Source organism: Streptomyces sp. NBC_01363 (assembly GCF_026340595.1).
Lineage (GTDB): Bacteria > Actinomycetota > Actinomycetes > Streptomycetales > Streptomycetaceae > Streptomyces.
The window spans coordinates 1,345,180-1,362,617 of the sequence record NZ_JAPEPF010000001.1; the positions used below are offsets into that span (position 1 = coordinate 1,345,180).

Consider the following 17,438-nt stretch of genomic DNA (forward strand, 5'->3'; position numbering starts at 1 on the left):
GTCATCGCCTGTCGCCGCCCGTCCGACCTTCGCGTCCGGCGTCCACGGCCGCCTCCCCGGCTGGCAAAACCCGCAACTCCCGCTGGCCGCGCGCCTGCCGCTCCCGGATCGCGCACTGCGGCTGCAACTCGCTCGCGTAAAAGGAGACTGTCGAGCCTTCCCCGAATGGATGTCTGTTAGTACTCACATTCGGAAAAACGCCCCGGATGAGTGGTTGCAGGGGCTGAGGGTCTGTCGTGATTGCGCCATGTGGCACTCTTGCCCGATGTTCGGGTCCGACAGCGCATACGGGGGCTACCGCGATGAGCGGTGACGGGCAGCAGGAAGAGTCGCTCGACGACGTCTCCGCCGCGGGCGGTGTCACGGAGGCCGGTGGGCTGTCAGCCCGGCAGGTACCGAGTCAGGCCGGGCCGGGGCGGTCGAGCGGTGACGCCGAGGGCGGCACCGTCCTCCCAGGTCCGTGGTCGGCACCGGTCGATCCAGGTCCCGGGGCCGACGCCGCGGTGCCGATGCAGCGGGAGGGCCGCAGCACCGGCGCCACCGATGCCTCCGGCACCGTTGTCTCCGACGCCGATCTGATCCGGCAGATGCGGGACGGCGACGACCTCGCGTACGAGGAGCTCTTCCGACGGCACTCCGACGCGGTGCGACGCTACGCGCGGAGCTGCTGCCGGGACGCCCACACGGCCGACGACCTGACGGCCGAGGTCTTCGCCCGCACGCTGCAGGCGGTACGCCGCGGCAAGGGGCCCGAGGAGGCCGTACGGGCCTATCTGATGACGGCCGTCCGCCATGTCGGCGCCGCCTGGACCAAGACCGCGAAGCGGGAGCATCTGGTCGACGACTTCGCGGTGTTCGCCGCGCAGGCATCCCAGTCCTCCCAGGTGTCGGACGCGGACACGCTCGACCTCGGTGCCGATGTGCTGGCGATGCACGAGGCCGAGCAGTCGATGGCCATGCAGGCGTTCCGCAGTCTGCCGGAGCGCTGGCAGGCCGTGCTGTGGCACACCACCGTCGAGGAGGAGTCGCCCAGCGAGATCGCCCCCCTCTTCGGACTGACCGCCAATGCCACGGCGGTGCTGGCCAGCCGGGCCCGCGAGGGCCTCAAGCAGGCCTACCTGCAGGCGCATGTGAGCCAGGCCCTGACCGCGGGCGGCGACTGCGCGCGCTACGCCGACCGGCTCGGCGCGTATGCCCGTGGCGGGCTCCGTATGCGGGCCGAGCGCGGCCTGCGCGGACACCTGGAGGGGTGCTCGAAGTGCCGGCTCGCCGCGGGCGAACTGGCCCACGTCAACGCCGGGATTCCCGCGCTGCTGCCGGTCGCGGTCATCGGTTGGTTCGCCGGCGGGTACGCGCTCAAGGCTGCCGGAATCGTCGCCGGTGGCGCGGCGGGAGCCGCGGGTGCGGGTGCCGCCGCGGCGGCGTCCGGGGGCAGCTCCACCGGGGGTGCGTCCGGTGGTGCCGCGGCCTCGGAGGGGCTCGGCGCACCGGCGAAGGCCGGTATCGCGGCGGCGGTCGTCGTGGCCGCGGCGGCCGGACTGGCCTGGGCGCTGGTCGGCGACGACCAGCCGAAGCCCGAGGCCAAGCATGTGGCGAAGCCGGCTGTCGTGGCGCCTCCGGCGCCGACACCGCCACCCTCGCCGAAGCCGCCCGCGCCGAAGCCCGCCCAGCCGGCGCCGCCCGCGCCCCCCGCGCCCACACCGCCGCCCAAGCCCAGTCCCAAGCCGACACCCACCCCGACACCGCCCCCGAAACCCGCTCCCAAACCGGCGCCACCCAAACCGACCCCGACCCCCACTCCGACGCCGACCCCGACCCCGACGCCACCCAAGCCGACGCCACCCGCGCCGGAGCCCGAGCCGACCCCGACCCCGACGCCTCCCGCGCCGACCGTCTACCAGGTCAACGAGCTGCGCTACTCGATCCTGGGCGACCACACCGAACCAGAGGTGGTCTTCGGTGAGAGCAACTGGGTCTGGCAGCGTTCCCAGGTGTCGATCGGCGGCACGACGTACGCGCACGGGGTGACCGTCCACAGCAATTCCTCGGTCGTCATCCAGCTGAACAAGCAGTGCACGCGGTACGAGGCGATGGTCGGGATCGACGACATGACGATGGGGCTCGGCTCGGTGCGCTTCTCCGTCTTCAACGGTGACGGGGCGCGGCTGTGGCAGTCCCCGGTGATGAACGGCGACGACCCGGCCGTGCCCGTGGGCGTCGGTATCGCCGGTCAGGAGCGGATCCGGCTCGTCGTCGAGTCCGCCCGGCCCGGTGGCTTCATGGCGCTCGCCGACTGGGCGAATTCGAGGATCAGTTGCCGGTGAGCCGGTCCGGGGTGAGGCCGGAGGTGAAACCCGGCAATTCCGGGCGCCGCGGAGCGTCCGCGAACCCCGGGGCATCCATGCATCCCGGTGTTTCCGGAAGCTCCTCGGTGATGCGGGTCAGGAGCTCGATGACGCCGTCGACGGTCAGCGCGCGTCCCGCGGCGCGCTCGGCCTCGTACAGCTGAGGTCCCAGCTCCTCGCGTGCCTGCCGCTCGGCCTCGTCCACCTCGGCCTGTTGCACCACGGTCCTGGGGCCGAACAACCGCCAGTCGTCCGCCGCGGCCAGGATCCGTACAGCGGCTCCGTGGTGGCCCACCTTCGGCAGCGCGGTCGCCACGCAGTCCGCCAGATGCCCGGTGACGAGCTCGGCACACTGGGCGTCCCTCGCGGCGCGGAGTGCCGAGGTCAGGCCTCGTACACCGGCGACCGGACCACGGCCGGGTCCCGGCTCGTGCACCGTGATCCGGGCGGCCAGCCCCTCGATCACCACCTTGAAGTGCGACGGCGGGCTGCCCCGCCCGACCGCGTACGCCGCCTCGGTGACCAGACGCCGCGCCTGCGCGATCTCCCCCCGCTCCAGGGCCGTGGTGGCGCGCAGGAATTGGCCGTAGGCGCGGGCGTCGTGCACCTGGTAGCGGTCCGCCTCGCGCTCCGATTCGGTCAGGGCCCGCTCGTACTCCGCCATGTCCCCGGTCCGGTAGGCGAGTTCCGCGATGCGGGCGAGGAGGAACGGCGCCTCGGCATGCGCCCCGACCTCACGGGACAGCAGCAACGCCTCCTCGTACGCCGCTCGGGCCTGCGGGAACCCTCCGCGCATCACGCCCGCCTCCGCGGCAGCGCCCGCGACCTGCGCGCGGATCCAGCGGTCGCCGACGCGGCGGCTCAGCTCGCGCAGTTCCGCGAGATCGTCGTCGACCCCGGGCATGCCGCCCGGCATGTCGACCGCCATGTGGGTACGGAACATCAGGGCGAGGCAGTACTCCCAGACGCCGCCATGGACACGGGTGTTGTCGACCACCTGGTCGATCAACGCGTGGGTGTCGGCCGCCGTGCCGGTCGGGAACAGGACCATCGGCCAGAGCAGTCCCGGGAAACGGGCGGACTGCGGGCCCGAGGACCTGAACGCGTCGCCCACCCGGCACATCAGCTCCCGATGGCGCTCGTCGCCGTGGACGTCCGCGGCAGGTCGGCTCTCCACGGCGAGGAAGTGGCGCAGCATCTCCAGATGCATGCGCGGCCAGTAGCGGGGGTCGCTGTCGTCGGCCGGTTCCGGCCCGAGCGCCACGGCCCGCTCGGTCCAGGTGAAACCCTCGGAGCGGAAGTTGCGCAGCCACCAGAACCACCCCATGCCGAGAACCAGTCGTACAGCTTCCGCTTCGGACGGGCTGGTGACGGTGGTCCGGTGGAGGGCGGCCCGGATGTTGTCGAGTTCCGTCTCCAGGCGTTCGATCCAGGGCAGCTGGTCGCCGGAGCGGAGGCGGGGCTCGGCCTCCTCGACGAGCGCGACGAAGTACGCGGTGTGCGCGCTCGCGGCGGCTGCGCGTATCTCCGGGACCTCGGCGGCACGCTCGGTGGCGTACTCGTGGATGGTCTCCAGGAGGCGATAGCGCATCTCGCCGGTGGCGGTCGGAGTGGCGACGACGAGGGACTTGTCGACGAGCGCGCCGATCAGGTCGGCGGTGGAGAGGCGGGCGGAGGCTTCGGCGGCGCGGGCACTGCCGGCGGCGGCCGACCCGGCAGGCGCTCCTCCGGTGGTCGCTCCTCCGGTGGTCGCTCCTCCGGCAGGCGTTCCTCTGGCAGGTTCGGCCCGGACAGCTGCTGCGACCGGTGCTGCTCCGGGTGCGATGACGGCTTCCGCGGCCGGCAGATCCCAGCTGCCCGCGAAGACGGAGACCTGTCGCAGAGCCGTGCGTTCGTCCTCGTCGAGGAGGTCCCAGGACCAGTCGACGACGGCACGCAGCGTCTGCTGACGCGGCAGTACGGTCCGGCTTCCGCCGGTCAGCAGAAGAAATCGGTCGTCGAGCCGGTCCGCGATCTGACGCGGACTGAGCATCCGCAGCCGCGCGGCGGCGAGCTCGATGGCGAGCGGCTGCCCGTCGAGCCGCCGGCAGATCTCGGCGACGGCATCCGCATCGTGCACGGCCTCCTGCTCGGGGTCGAAATCGGGGCGTACGGTACGGGCGCGCTCGGCGAACAGCCGGTGGGCGGGGTCGGCCGGGAGCGGGCCGACCGGGCGTACGGATTCGCCGGGGACACCGAGGGGTTCGCGGCTGGTGGCGAGGATGCGCAGCTGCGGACAGTGGGTGAGCAGGGTCTCGGCGAGGGTGGCGGCCGCCTCGATGACGTGCTCGCAGTTGTCCAGGATGAGCAGGAAGGGGCGGATGCGGGAGCAGTGCGCCAGGTGCTCGACCAGGAGGTCGGTCGGGTCGGTGCGCAGCGGTTGTCCGTCACGGTTGTTGTCACGGAGGAGGGCCGTCTCGCGCAGCCCGAGAGCGGAGAGCACGGCTCCGGGTACGTCGACGGGGTCGTCCACGGAGGCGAGTTCGGCGATCCAGGCGTCCGTGTCTGTCGCGGAGGCGGTGGAAGCGGTGGAGGCAGAGGAGGCCGCGGAGGCCGCGGAGGCGGCGGCCTCCTCGGCGAGCCGGGTCTTGCCGGAGCCACCGGGACCGGTGAGGGTGACCAGTCGGGAACGGCTGAGATCGGCGCGGATGGACCACAGTTCGGGCTCGCGCCCGACGAAAGAGGTGAGCCGGGGCCGGAGGTTGCCGTACACGACGGCGGGGCGGGACGGTCCGGGCGGACGCGGTTCGAGCGGGCGCTGCGGGCGCGCCGCCACCCCTGCCACCCCCGCCACCGCTGCGGACGACACCTGCGGCGGGGCGAGCAACTCCCGGTGGAGCGCGATCAGTTCCGGCCCCGGGTCGGTCCCGAGATCGTCGGCGAGGGCGCGGCGGGCCTCCTCGTAGGCGGCCAGCGCATCGGCCTGGCGGCCCTCGGCGCGCAGGGCCCGGATCAGTTGGGCCCGGAAGCGCTCGTCATACGGGTGGGCGGCCGTCAGCTCCATGAGCTCGGGCACGAGGGTCCGCGGTCGCGCGTCGGGCCCCGCACCGCCACCCGCGCCCGTCGCCGCGCACCGCAGGTCGGCCTCGATACGGCGTTCCAGCGCGGCCAGGCGGTGGCCCTCGGGGCGCAGGGCGTGGCCGTGGTCGCGTTCCGGCAGATCGGCCAGCACGGGGCCGCGCCACAGGGCGAGCGCGGTACGGAGCGTGCGCGCGGCCGTCACGGGATCGCCCGCGTCGAGCTCCTCGGCCCCCTGGCGGGAGAGCCGCTCGAACACGTACAGGTCGACCTCGTCGGGCCCGGCCGCCAGGCGGTAGCCCCCGTGGGTACTCGTGATCGCGTCCCTGCCCAGCACCCGGCGCAGCCGGCCCACCAGCGCCTGGAGCGCGGCGGGGGCGTCCTGCGGGGGATCCGCGGCCCATACGTCGTCGACCAGATCGGCGACGGGGACGGGGCGTCCCGCACGCAGCGCGAGGGCGGCGAGGAGAGCGCGCAGCCGGGTACCGCCCACGGGCAGGGCACTGCCGTTCTCGTCTCGCGCCTCGGTGACGCCCAGGATCAGATACCGCACCGGGCCATTGTGTCCCGCGCCCCGGCCGAGGGCAGGCGGCCACCCGCACCGGCACCTGGCACCTGGCACCTGGCACCCAGCACCCGATGCCAGATGTCCGATGCCAGATCCCAGATACCCGCGTCTACGTCTGCGGCTTCGGCTTCCTACGGCTGCAGTGTCCGCCTGGCCGGAACGACTCCGCCCGCGACCGCACGCTGACGGGGCGCCGCCGTGCCCGTCCAGCAGGTGCCGCGTCGCGACACGAGCCGGCGGAGCCAGAGCTCCGTGGACGCCAGGTGCGCGAGGCCCTCCAGCGGGAGCGGTTCTCCCTCGGAGGCCGCGCGCAGGGCCTTCCGTACGACACGGGCCTCGACCAGGCCCGCGTCGGCGAGCAGTGGGGCGTCGAAGAGGGCGATCAGCTCCGGGAGGGCGGCGCGCAGACCGGTGCGGGCGGTCGCGTTCGACGTGGCGAGGGAGGGCGTGCCCCAGCCCGGCGGCAGTTCGTGGATACCCGCGCCGGCGAGCACCCGGCGCAGGATCGCGGCGCGGGCGCCCGGCTGGACCCGGAGCGATTCGGGGAGCGCACGGGCAGCGCGTACGACCTGGTTGTCGAGGTACGGGGCGTGCAGCCGCTGGCTGCGGTTCTCGGCGGCCTGCTCCAGGATCCGGTGGTCGGCGGCGTACCGGGCCAGGGCCGCCCTGGCGCGGGCCTCACCGGGACGCTGGACGGAGACGGGGCGGATGGCCGCCTCCTGGAGCCGGACCGAGACTTCGGCCAGCGCCTCCCCCGTGAGCCAGCGCGCGGCGGGTCCGGGCCGCGACCAGGCGAGGGCGGCCAGCGACGCATCGGCGGGGGTGTCGAGGTCGGGGGCGTGCCGGTTGGCGTCCGGCAGCCGGTCGGCCGCCACTTCCAGGCCGGTGCGGTACGACGTACGGGACAGGCGGCGGGCCGCGCGGTAGACGGTCAGCGGGACGAACAGGGAGTGCGCGCTCGGGCCCTCGGCCTTGGCGAGCGCCGCGACCGGGCGCAGCAGATGGCGTCGGCGGCGGTCCATCAGCAGGTCGGCGAGGCGGGCCGGGTGGGCGTCGAGGACCTGCCGGGCACCGCCGCCGACGAAGTGGTCGGCGCTGCCCGAAGCGAGGCGCCTGCGGTGGCGCTCGGCGACGACGAGCGACGGGGCGGGTTCATCGGTGAGCGGGCCGCCGCCCAGGTCGGCATAGGGCAGGGCCTCCTCCCCGGCGGCGACGACCACATGGTGCAGGCGCGGGTTGGCTGCGATGACGCGGGCGCGTTCGAGTTCGTCCTCGTGTCCGCGCGCGGTGAGGTCGTTGAGGGTGACGGCGAGCAGCCGCTCCCCCGCTCCCGCGCCGTGGCCGAGGAGGGTGCCGGGCAGGCCCGGGAGTCCGGCGGCGAGCAGGGCGAGGGTGGCGGAGGCGCTGCCTCCGGACAGGTCGGCGCCGATGCCGGGGACGGGTGCGCCACGAGCGGCGCGCCGTTCGGCGGGGCCCATGCCGGGAACCGGGCCGGGGTCGGGCGGCAGGGTCTCGGGCGCGTGGCGCGGGGCCAGGAGTCTGGCGCGTACGGCTTCGACCAGCGCGTCGCGTACGCCGTCGACGGCGCTGACCGGGTCGAGCTGGGGGGCGGCCACGGCGAGGGAGGCCACCGCCTCGTAACCGGTGATCTCGCGCGAGCCCTCGCGGAGGATGAGCGCGTGGCCCGGCGGGATGCGCTTCACGCCGGCGTACGGAGTGCCGTCGCGCAGCGCCTCCGGTGTTTCGGGGCAGGCGAGGAGGGCGGCCAGGTGGCCGATGTCCAGCTGGGCCTCGATGAGGTCGGCGAGGGGGAGTGCGGCGGTGGCGTACGCCGTGCCGCCCGCCCAGGGCGTGTAGAAGACGGGGCGGGCACCGGCGAGGTCTCCGATGACGGTGATCCGGCGGCCGATCTGGACGATGGTCGTGTAGCTGCCGGGCCAGGAGGTGAGGTGGCGCAGGGCTCCGCCGCGGGCGGCGAGGAGGCCGGAGCGCAGTTGTTCGTCGGTGGCGCTGCAGCAGCCGAGGACGGCCATCCGGGCGGTGGGCGCGCCCTCGCCGGTCTCGACCGTGGTGATCCGGATCTCGTCGGGCCGCCAGTCGCCCACGGCCCAGAGCGGATCCGGGTCGCCCCAGAGGAGTTGGGAGCCGACGGGGTGCATCGTGCGCCCCTCGTCACTGGGGCCGACCGCACCGGCCGTGCCGAAGCTCGCGGCGATACTGCTCCACCCCACCAACCAACGCATCGCCGCCTCCACAGGCTGTGGACAAAACGGCGCAGCAGAGCTGCATCAGGAGAACCCCGGTAACGCGCGGCGCCGTTGCGAACATGCTGCCACGACAACGGCGCACAGGAGGGGCTCCGTAGGGCGCACGTCGGAAGGGCATGCGCCCCTGGCAAAGGCCCGGCCGGACAGGAGGCCGACCCCGGTGCGGGCAGGCGCACACCGGGCGGGCCGCGAGCGGCGCTTCCGGCGACATGACGTCACGCATGGCCCGCGCCAAGCGCGTCGTCCGCCAACTGACTTACGTGACCGGCGCGTTGACTTCTCCGTGTGAGCCAGATCCGCCAGACGAGATCCGGCCATCCTCGAACCGCCCACGAGCCGCCCCCGAGCCGCCGACGGGCGACTGCCGGGCGGTCGACGAGATGTCCGCGAAACGGGCGGCCCAACCTCGAACGACCGGCGACATTCAGCCATTCTCAGAGCAGTTCGGAACCCCTCGAAGGGGAACTCGCCGTACCAGAAGCACCCTTTCGCCCCACTTCACTCCCCGAATCTTCCCGAATGCCTCCTGGAACCCTCCGGCAGCTGCGAAAGATCTCCACCGGAACCACCGATGCACAGTCCGGGAGGCGTCGTTCACCTCCCGGACCGGTCCGCCGCCTGCGGGGAATGAGGCGGCAGTGTCCCCCAGCCCACTGAGTCCTATGCAGTGGGCCGACCCACGCAGCACCCATGGAAACGCCTCCGAAACTGCCCGACGAGAGCGCACGGCCAGGCGCACGGCCACACACCAGGAGCACGTACGGAGCTCGGCGCGCGGCGCCCGGCACCACGGACGAACGACGCCTCCAAGTGCCGTTCCCGTGCGCCGTCGAGCGGGGTCACAGGCCCGGTTCGCGCAGCGGCCGACCCGCACCCGAACCGCGTCCCGCCCCCGCCCGGACCGCTCCCGACTCCTACCCGGACCACCGCCCCCGTCCGTACGGACAACAATCCCGCCATACGGACGTCTGCCCCTTAACGGTAGGGATGCGGCGAACTACGCTGGGTTTACTGAGGTTCTCTGCAGGGGGCATATTCCTCGGGGCTCGGCCATATGCGTGTGCGGCCGGAGTGCCGGGGTTCGTCGCTGGGGAGGACACGGTACGAATGCCGCGCGCCGCAACGGTGACGCGGCGGCCGTCTGTGTGTCGAGGGGTGGCGCATGTCCAGGGAGCAACGCGGACCGAACGAGAAGCTCGGAACCGTTCTCGCCCTCGCGGGAATCAGCAACGCCGGGCTCGCCCGGCGGGTCAATGACCTCGGGGCGCAGCGCGGTCTGACACTTCGGTACGACAAGACCTCGGTGGCCCGGTGGGTCGCCAAGGGCATGGTGCCGCAGGGCGCCGCGCCCCATCTCATCGCCGCGGCGATCGGCGCCAAGCTCGGCCGGCCGGTCCCGCTGCACGAGATCGGGCTCGCGGACGCCGATCCGGCGCCGGAGGTCGGGCTGGCCTTCCCGCGCGACGTGGGCGAGGCGGTCCGTTCGGCGACCGAGCTGTACCGGCTGGATCTGGCCGGACGGAGGGCGGGCGGCGGCGGTATCTGGCAGTCGCTCGCGGGCTCGTTCTCGGTGAGCGCGTACGCGACGCCCGCGTCCCGCTGGCTGATATGCCCCGCCGACGCGACGGTGGCACGAGAAGCGACAGCAATCGGGGCAACCGCCCTCGACACCCAGGGCGCACGGGGCGGTGCAGGGGCGCAGGGCCCGCCGGGCAGGGTGGCGAAGGGCACGGAGCCGGTACCGGTCGCACAGCCGGCATCCGGGGTGCAGCCGCGACCTGGCACCCAGGCCGCGTTGAACGCACAGGCGGCCCAGACTGCGCTGGGCACGCTGGGAGCGCTGGGTACGCGACAGGCCCTCTCCATCCCCGCCCAGCCGCGCCCGGAATCCACGTCCGCGGCCCCAGTCGCCACTACCACGGCCACCACGGCCACCACCACCGTCATCAGCGACATCTCCCCGCTGCGGGTCGGCCACAGCGACGTCTCCAAGCTGCGGGAGGCTGCCCAGGACGCCCGCCGCTGGGACTCCAAGTACGGCGGCGGGGACTGGCGCTCCTCCATGGTTCCCGAGTGCTTACGAGTGGACGCCGCACCGCTGCTGCTCGGTTCGTACAGCGACGAGGTGGGCCGGGCGCTCTTCGGCGCGGCGGCCGAGCTGACCAGGCTCGCCGGGTGGATGGCCTTCGACACCGGCCAGCAGGAGGCCGCGCAGCGCTACTACATCCAGGCGCTGAGGCTCGCGCGCGGCGCGGCCGACGTGCCCCTCGGCGGCTATGTCCTCGCGTCGATGTCGCTCCAGGCGACCTACCGCGGCTTCGCCGACGAGGGGGTCGACCTCGCGCAGGCCGCCGTCGAACGCAACCGCGGCCTCGCCACGGCCCGCACCATGAGCTTCTTCCGCCTGGTGGAGGCCCGTGCCCATGCCAAGGCGAACGACGCGTCCGCAGCGGGATCCGCGCTGAAGGCCGCCGAGGGCTGGCTGGAGCGCTCCAGGGACGGCGACGCGGACCCGTCCTGGCTGGGCTTCTACTCGTACGACAGGTTCGCGGCCGATGCCGCGGAGTGCCACCTCGATCTGAAGGCGCCCCGGCAGGTGCGGCGCTTCACCGAGCAGGCGCTGTCCAGGCCCACCGAGGAGTTCGTCCGCTCGCACGGGCTGCGGCTCGTGGTGTCGGCGGTGGCCGAGCTGGAGTCGGGCAATCTGGACGCCGCCTGCGCCGCGGGCACCCGGGCGGTGGAGGTGGCGGGCCGCATCTCCTCGGCGCGGACCACGGAGTACGTACGGGATCTGCTGCACCGGCTCGAACCGTACGGGCACGAGCCGCGCGTCGCCGAGCTGCGTGAGCGGGCCAGGCCACTCCTGGTGGCGCCCGCGTAAACGGAATCCGACGTGCCACGAGCCGGGCCGTAAAGATTCGGCGCCACGCTGGGCCCCGCTGGTTTGAGTGCGTTGTCAGTGGGTCAGTGCACTATCGGGGTGGGAGGTGGCGTGATGATGACGCACGCGGCGTACGACTGCGACGTGCTGGTGATCGGCGGCGGGATCGTCGGCCTGTCGACGGCGTATGCGATCACGCGCACCGCTCCGGGCACCCGGGTGACGGTCCTGGAGAAGGAGCCCGGCCCGGCCCGGCACCAGACCGGACGCAACAGCGGAGTGATCCACAGCGGCATCTACTACCGCCCCGGCTCGCTCAAGGCCCGCTACGCGGTGCGCGGCGCCGCCGAAATGGTCGAGTTCTGCGCCGAGCACGGCATCGCGCACGCGGTGACCGGCAAGCTGATCGTCGCGACCGAGCGCTCCGAGCTGCCCCGGCTGCACGCCCTGGTCCAGCGCGGCCGACAGCACGGACTGCCGGTGCGCGAGCTGGGCCCCGCCCAGATCACGGAGTACGAGCCGCAGGTGAGCGGCCTCGCCGCGATCCGGGTCGGGTCGACCGGGGTGTGCGACTTCGGGGCGGTCGCGGCCCGGTTCGCCACCGAGGTGAGCGGCGCCGGCGGGGTGATCCGCTACGGGGCGGAGGTCACCGCGATCGACCGGCGCCCCTGGGGCGTGGCGGTGCGCACGGCGGACGGCATGGTGGTCCGGGCCCGGGTGCTGGTCAACTGCGCGGGGCTGCACTGCGACCGGGTGGCCCGGCTCGCGGGCGACGACCCGGGGATGCGGATCGTGCCCTTCCGGGGGGAGTACTACGAGCTGGCGCGGCCGGAGCTGGTGCGCGGCCTGGTCTATCCGGTGCCCGATCCGGCGTTCCCGTTCCTCGGGGTCCATCTGACCCGGGGCCACGACGGCAGCGTCCACGTCGGGCCGAACGCGGTGCCGGCGCTGGCCCGCGAGGGGTACGGCTGGCCGGTCGTACGCCCGCGCGAGCTGGCGGACACCCTGGCCTGGCCCGGCACCTGGCAGATCGCGCGCAGACACTGGCGGTACGGGGCGGGCGAGGTGCGCCGTTCGCTGTCGAAGCAGGCCTTCACCCAGGCCGTACGGCGGCTGCTGCCCGAGGTGACGGAGGCCGATCTGAGACCGGCCCCGGCCGGGGTCAGGGCCCAGGCCGTGCTGCGGGACGGCACCCTGGTGGACGACTTCCTGATCCGCGAGGCCCCGCACACCGTCCACGTACTGAACGCTCCGTCGCCCGCCGCCACGGCTTCGCTGCCCATCGGGCGGGAGGTGGCACGCAGGGCGCTGCTCCGGGCACGGGAGACGGGGTGGAGACCGCCCGCCGTAGAATCGGGGCATTGTGTCTGAGCCCATGAACCCCTCCGAGAGTCTCTCCGGGGACTCCCCCGAGAACCTCTCCTCGTCCGCTGCCGGGGTCCCGGACGATCTGCGCGCCGCCGCCTTCGAGCGGCAGCGCAGGCTGCGCCAGGAGCCGCGCTTCCCGGGCGGGCCCGCCGTCGACCCGGCCGGTTCGCACCACGAGCGCCGGATCCGCAGCTTCCAGCCGCGCCGCAGCCGTGTCACGCCCGGCCAGGAGGAAGCCCTGCTGCGGCTCTGGCCCAAGTGGGGCCTGGACATCGACGGGCAGCACGTCCTCGACCTGCCCGAGCTGTTCGACGGGCTCCCGGTCGTGCTGGAGATCGGCTTCGGCATGGGCGAGGCCACCGCTCGGATGGCCGCCGACGACCCGGGCACGGGCATCCTCGCCGTCGATGTGCACACCCCGGGCCAGGGCAATCTGCTCGGCCTCGCGGACCGGAACGGCCTGTCCAACGTCCGGGTGGCCAACGGCGACGCGATCATCCTGCTGCGCGAGATGCTCAAGCCGGATTCGCTGGACGGGCTGCGGGTGTACTTCCCCGACCCGTGGCCCAAGAAGCGACATCACAAGCGTCGGCTGATCCAGCCGGAGTTCCTCGATCTGGTGGCGCAGCGGCTGAAGCCGGGGGCAGTGATCCACTGCGCGACCGACTGGGAGCCGTACGCCGAGCAGATGCTGGAGGTGCTGAGCGCGCACCCCCTCTTCGAGAACACCCGGGCGGACGGCGGCTACGCGCCCCGGCCCGCGTTCCGGCCGCTGACCCGGTTCGAGGGGCAGGGCCTGGACAAGGGCCATGTCGTGCACGACCTGCTCTTCGCCCGCAGCTGAGACCCGCACGCGGCTCCGGCCCCGTGGCGGGCCGGTCGCCCCATGGCCAGGCGCGGTCGCCCCATGGCCAGGCGCGGTCGCCCCGTGGTCGGGCGCGGTCGCCCCATGGTCAGGTGTCAGTGCCGCTGGTTAGGGTCATTGCGTGGTGTCCGACGGGTCTGTCCAACAACGGCAGTCGCAGCCGGCCGTCCCGCTCCTCGAGGAGCAGCGGGTCGGCGAGATCCTGGCTGCCGTGCCGGAGCGCAGGCACTGGCGCTACCGGCCGCGCCGCGTCGGCATGGTGTGGCGCAGCCGGACGTTCCGTGTCGCGGCCGTGTTCACGGTGCTCACGCTCTGCGGTCTGGCGATCCTGGCCCTGGTCCGCGATCAGACCGGCACTCAGGGCTTTCTCGTCGGCCTCGGTCTCGCCGTGCTGCCCGTACCGCTCCTGGTGGCGGCGTTCCGCTGGCTGGACCGGGTCGATCCGGGCCCCTGGCGGAATCTGCTGTTCGCCTTCGCCTGGGGTGCGTTCGCCGCCGCCCTGGTCGCGATCCTCGCGAATTCTTTCGCGACCCGCTGGATAGCCACGGCCACCGCCGACCCGTCCAACGCCGACAACCTCGGTGCCACGGTCATAGCCCCGGTCGTCGAGGAGAGCGCCAAGGCCGCCGCGGTCCTGTTGATCTTCCTGTTCCGAAGACGGGACTTCACCGGGATCGTCGACGGCGTCGTGATCGCCGGCATCACCGCGAGCGGCTTCGCCTTCACCGAGAACATCCTCTACCTCGGCAACGCCTTCGGCCAGGACCAGCAGATCGGCACCTCGGGCGTCGTATCGGTGACGGCCGCGACATTCTTCGTGCGGGCGGTGATGTCGCCGTTCGCGCACCCGCTCTTCACGGTGCTGACCGGCATAGGTTTCGGGCTCGCCGCGGCCGGCTCACGACACCGGCGCGTCCGCCGCATCACGCTGCCGCTGCTCGGGCTCGTCCTCGCCATGGGCATGCATTCGCTGTGGAACGGGTCGGCGGTCTTCAGCCCGTACGGCTTCTACGCCGTGTACGGGGTGTTCATGGTCCCGGTCTTCGGTCTGGTGACCTGGCTGGCGATCTGGTCCCGCCGGCGGGAGCTGCGTACGCTCTGTGCCGAGCTGCCCGCCTACGCGGCGGCCGGCTGGCTGACCCCGGCGGAGCCGCTCGCCCTCTCCTCGATGCGGGCCCGCGGCCTGGCCCGCGACGCGGCCCGCCGACGGTACGCCGTCGCCGCCCCGGGAAGCCTGCAGAGCCCGTACGGCCCCGCCCCCGGTTCCTGGCCCGCCGCCCAGCCGAGTGCTCAGGCGAAAGCCGCGGCGAAGGCCCACGGGAAGGCGGCCGCGCAGGCCGTCGCCGAGTACGAGTCGTTCGCGACCTCACTGGCCTCGCTGCGTCTGCAGGCCCGCCGCGGAGCGGCCGGCCCGGACTTCGCCGACCGCGAGCTGGAGCTGCTGCACCACCTCTGGCAACGCAGAGAGGTGGCCGCGCCCGCCCTGGCATACGCGGCCCGGGCGACGGGCCGCCTGCGTCCCTCGTACCCGCCGCCCCCGTGGGCGGTCCCGGCGCCGTACCCGCAGTACGGCGCCGGCTACAACCCATACATGCTGCCGCCGCAGCAGTCGGCCCGGAACGGGCCGGTTCAGCACTGAGGGCTTCGGCGCACCGCGTCCACGAGGGGCCGCCGCACGCTCGGGAGCGGTGCGGTCGGTGCGTGTGTCAGGCGGATGCCTCGGTGAGTTCGGCCAGCTGCTGCTCGGTCAGCGAGAGGTCCGCGACGGCCACCAGCGCGGGCAGCTGCTCGACCGTACGGGCCGAGGCGATCGGCGCGGCCACGGTCGGGCGGGACGCGAGCCAGGCCAACGCGACGGTCGCGATCTGGGCGTCGTGCTCCTGAGCAACCTTGTCCAGCGCGGCCAGGACCTTCTGGCCCCGCTCCGAGTCCCGGTACTGGCTGACGCTCTCGGCCCGCGCGCTCTCCACCGTGGCGCCCGGACGGTACTTGCCGGTGAGGAAGCCGGAGGCCAGGGCGAAGTACGGCACGGCGGCGAGCCCGGCGCGGGCGGCCGTGTCCTGGAGCTCGCCCTCGTAGGTGTCGCGGGAGACCAGGTTGTAGTGCGGCTGCAGGGCCACGTAGCGGGCCAGCCCCTCGCGCTCCGAGAAGTCCAGGGAGGCCTGGAGCCGCTCGGGGCTGATGTTGGAGGCGGCGATCTCCCGGACCTTGCCCTCCTTCACCAGCTGGTCGAGGGCGGTGATGATCTCCTCGACGGGGACGGTCTCGTCGTCGAAGTGCGTGTAGTAGAGGTCGATGTGGTCGGTGCCGAGCCGACGCAGCGACGCCTCGGCCGCGGCCTTGATGTTGGCGGGCGCGAGCCCCTTGTACGAGGGGTGGGTGGAGACCTTGGTGGCGACGACGACGTCGGCGCGGTCGGAGCGGCCGGCGAGCCACTTGCCGATGACCGTCTCCGACTCCCCGCCCTCGTTGCCCGGCACCCAGGCGGAGTAGCCGTCGGCGGTGTCGATGAAGTTGCCTCCGGCCGCGATGTACGCGTCCAGCACGGCGAACGACTGCGCCTCGTCCGCGGTCCAGCCGAAGACGTTGCCGCCGAGGGCGAGCGGGAAGACCTGAAGGTCGGAGGAGCCCAGCTTACGAAGAGAAGTCATGGGTGGAACAACGAATTCCGGCGGGTCCGCTATTCCGGGTGCCCGCCGTTTCCCGGACCGGTCGTGACCGATCCCCGCGCCGCTCGCAACGGATTCCCGCACCACTCGCAGGAACTCCCCGCACCGCTCAGAACAGACCGGCAGCCCTGACGTCGGGGGGTGAGCGTCAGGGCTGCCGGGGTTCATCGGGGCGGGCGTCGCCTCAGGGGTTGAGGCCCTTGCCGCGGAGCCAGGCCATCGGGTCGATGCCCGAACCGCCGGCGGTGTGGACCTCCAGGTGGAGGTGCGGCCCGGTCACGTTGCCGGTCGCGCCGACCCGGCCGATCGTCTCACCGGTGCTGACCTTCTGGCCGACACCGACGCCGATCGAGGACTGGTGGCAGAACCACAGCTCCGTACCGTCGTCGAGCTCCAGCACCGTGCGGTAGCCGTACGCACCGGACCAGCCGGCCGACTTGACCGTGCCGCTGTGGATGGCCTTGATCGGGGTGCCGGTCGGAGCCGCGAAGTCGAGGCCGGTGTGGTAGCCGGAGGACCACATCGAGCCGGCTTCGCCGAAGGTCGAGGTGATCGTGTACGAGGAGGTCGGGATGGCGTAGCTGGCGGCGAGCTTGGCGAGCCGCAGGGCCTCCGCCTTCTTCTTGGCCTCTTCCTCCGCCTTCTTCTTCTCGGCGGCGACCTTGGCCTTGGCCTCGTCCTGCTGCTTCTTGGCCTCGGCGGCGGCCTTCTCCGCGGCTTCCTTCTCCTGGGTCGCCTTGGCCTCGGCGGCGGCGGCGTCCTGCTGCTGCTCGGCCTGCTGGAGGATGCGGGCGCGGAGCGCCTCGCCGGCGTCCGTCGCGCCCTGCTCGGCCTCCGCGGTGGTGAGGCCGGCGGTGGTGAGCGGGGCGGAAGCGGCTGCGATCTCGGCCTTGTCCGCCTCGGACTCACCGGAGAACAGGGAGCCCACGCCGGGAAGGGACTTGGCGTCGGGGAGGTTGTTTGAGATGGCGTCGGGCACGGAGATGGAGACCGGCGGCTTGCCCTGCGCGGTGGCCATGCCGCCCGCGCCGACCGCCGCTATGACGCCGACACCCAGCACCGTGGAGCTGCGGGCGAGTCCGTTGCGCTGCTTGGCGACGCGGTGCCTGCCGCGCACCGGGCGGACGGACTCCTCGGTGGGGTTCCACTCGTCCCAACTGCGTTCGGACTCACCGTCGTTGGCGTCGGCGCGGAGGTCGGTACGGAAATCGGCGTGGAAGTCGCTGCCGAACTCACCGGCGAAGTCGCCGCCCGGCTCGGTGCCGTAGTCGGTTCCGAACGCCGTCGCCGTCCCGGTGGGTGCGAAATCGGCGCCGTGGCCGGAGTCCGGCCGGGGGCCGAAGTCGGCGCCATAACCGGTGCCGTAGTCGGGATCGAACCGGGACGGGGCCTCGGGGGCAGGCTTGTTGGACGCCACG

9 protein-coding genes are annotated in these 17,438 nt (G+C 73.2%); 5 read left to right on the forward strand and 4 right to left on the reverse strand.

From position 1 onward, the window contains the following. Window positions 1-302 precede the first annotated feature (302 nt). Window positions 303-2,324, forward strand: a complete 2,022-nt coding sequence (locus tag OG611_RS06380; protein WP_266416391.1) for a sigma-70 family RNA polymerase sigma factor — start codon at window positions 303-305, stop codon at window positions 2,322-2,324. Here the strand turns inward: OG611_RS06380 and OG611_RS06385 are convergent. Then, window positions 2,311-5,955, reverse strand: coding sequence for a BTAD domain-containing putative transcriptional regulator (locus OG611_RS06385; RefSeq protein ID WP_266416392.1), 3,645 nt, complete (start codon window positions 5,953-5,955; stop codon window positions 2,311-2,313). The two genes, OG611_RS06380 and OG611_RS06385, sit on opposite strands and share 14 nt — an antisense overlap. A 146-nt stretch (window positions 5,956-6,101) precedes the next feature. Further along, window positions 6,102-8,213, reverse strand: a complete 2,112-nt coding sequence (locus tag OG611_RS06390) for an asparagine synthase-related protein (protein WP_266416394.1) — start codon at window positions 8,211-8,213, stop codon at window positions 6,102-6,104. 1,186 nt (window positions 8,214-9,399) lie between these two features. Between OG611_RS06390 and OG611_RS06395 the strand changes: the two genes are divergently transcribed. The 4 genes from OG611_RS06395 to OG611_RS06410 all read left to right on the forward strand — a co-directional run bounded on the left by OG611_RS06395 (window position 9,400) and on the right by OG611_RS06410 (window position 14,990). Further along, window positions 9,400-11,118, forward strand: a complete 1,719-nt coding sequence (locus OG611_RS06395) for a sporulation protein (RefSeq protein WP_266416396.1) — start codon at window positions 9,400-9,402, stop codon at window positions 11,116-11,118. A 114-nt stretch (window positions 11,119-11,232) separates the two neighbouring features. Further along, window positions 11,233-12,489: an L-2-hydroxyglutarate oxidase gene (gene lhgO / locus OG611_RS06400; RefSeq protein ID WP_266416397.1), complete on the forward strand. Its 1,257-nt coding sequence runs from the start codon at window positions 11,233-11,235 to the stop codon at window positions 12,487-12,489. Window positions 12,490-12,493: 4 nt separating this feature from the next. Next, on the forward strand, window positions 12,494-13,330 hold the full coding sequence (gene trmB, locus OG611_RS06405; RefSeq protein WP_266416399.1) for a tRNA (guanosine(46)-N7)-methyltransferase TrmB: 837 nt from the start codon (window positions 12,494-12,496) through the stop codon (window positions 13,328-13,330). Window positions 13,331-13,475: 145 nt separating this feature from the next. Then, complete coding sequence (locus OG611_RS06410) at window positions 13,476-14,990, forward strand: PrsW family intramembrane metalloprotease (protein WP_266425583.1); 1,515 nt, start codon at window positions 13,476-13,478, stop codon at window positions 14,988-14,990. Between the two features lie 67 nt (window positions 14,991-15,057). Here OG611_RS06410 and OG611_RS06415 read toward each other — a convergent pair whose 3' ends face one another. Both OG611_RS06415 and OG611_RS06420 read right to left on the reverse strand, forming a co-directional pair. Continuing rightward, window positions 15,058-16,002 (reverse strand): aldo/keto reductase, encoded by a 945-nt coding sequence (locus OG611_RS06415; protein WP_266416400.1) that lies wholly within the window; start codon window positions 16,000-16,002, stop codon window positions 15,058-15,060. Window positions 16,003-16,204: 202 nt separating this feature from the next. Continuing rightward, window positions 16,205-17,437 (reverse strand): M23 family metallopeptidase, encoded by a 1,233-nt coding sequence (locus OG611_RS06420; protein ID WP_266416402.1) that lies wholly within the window; start codon window positions 17,435-17,437, stop codon window positions 16,205-16,207. Window position 17,438: the final 1 nt, after the last annotated feature.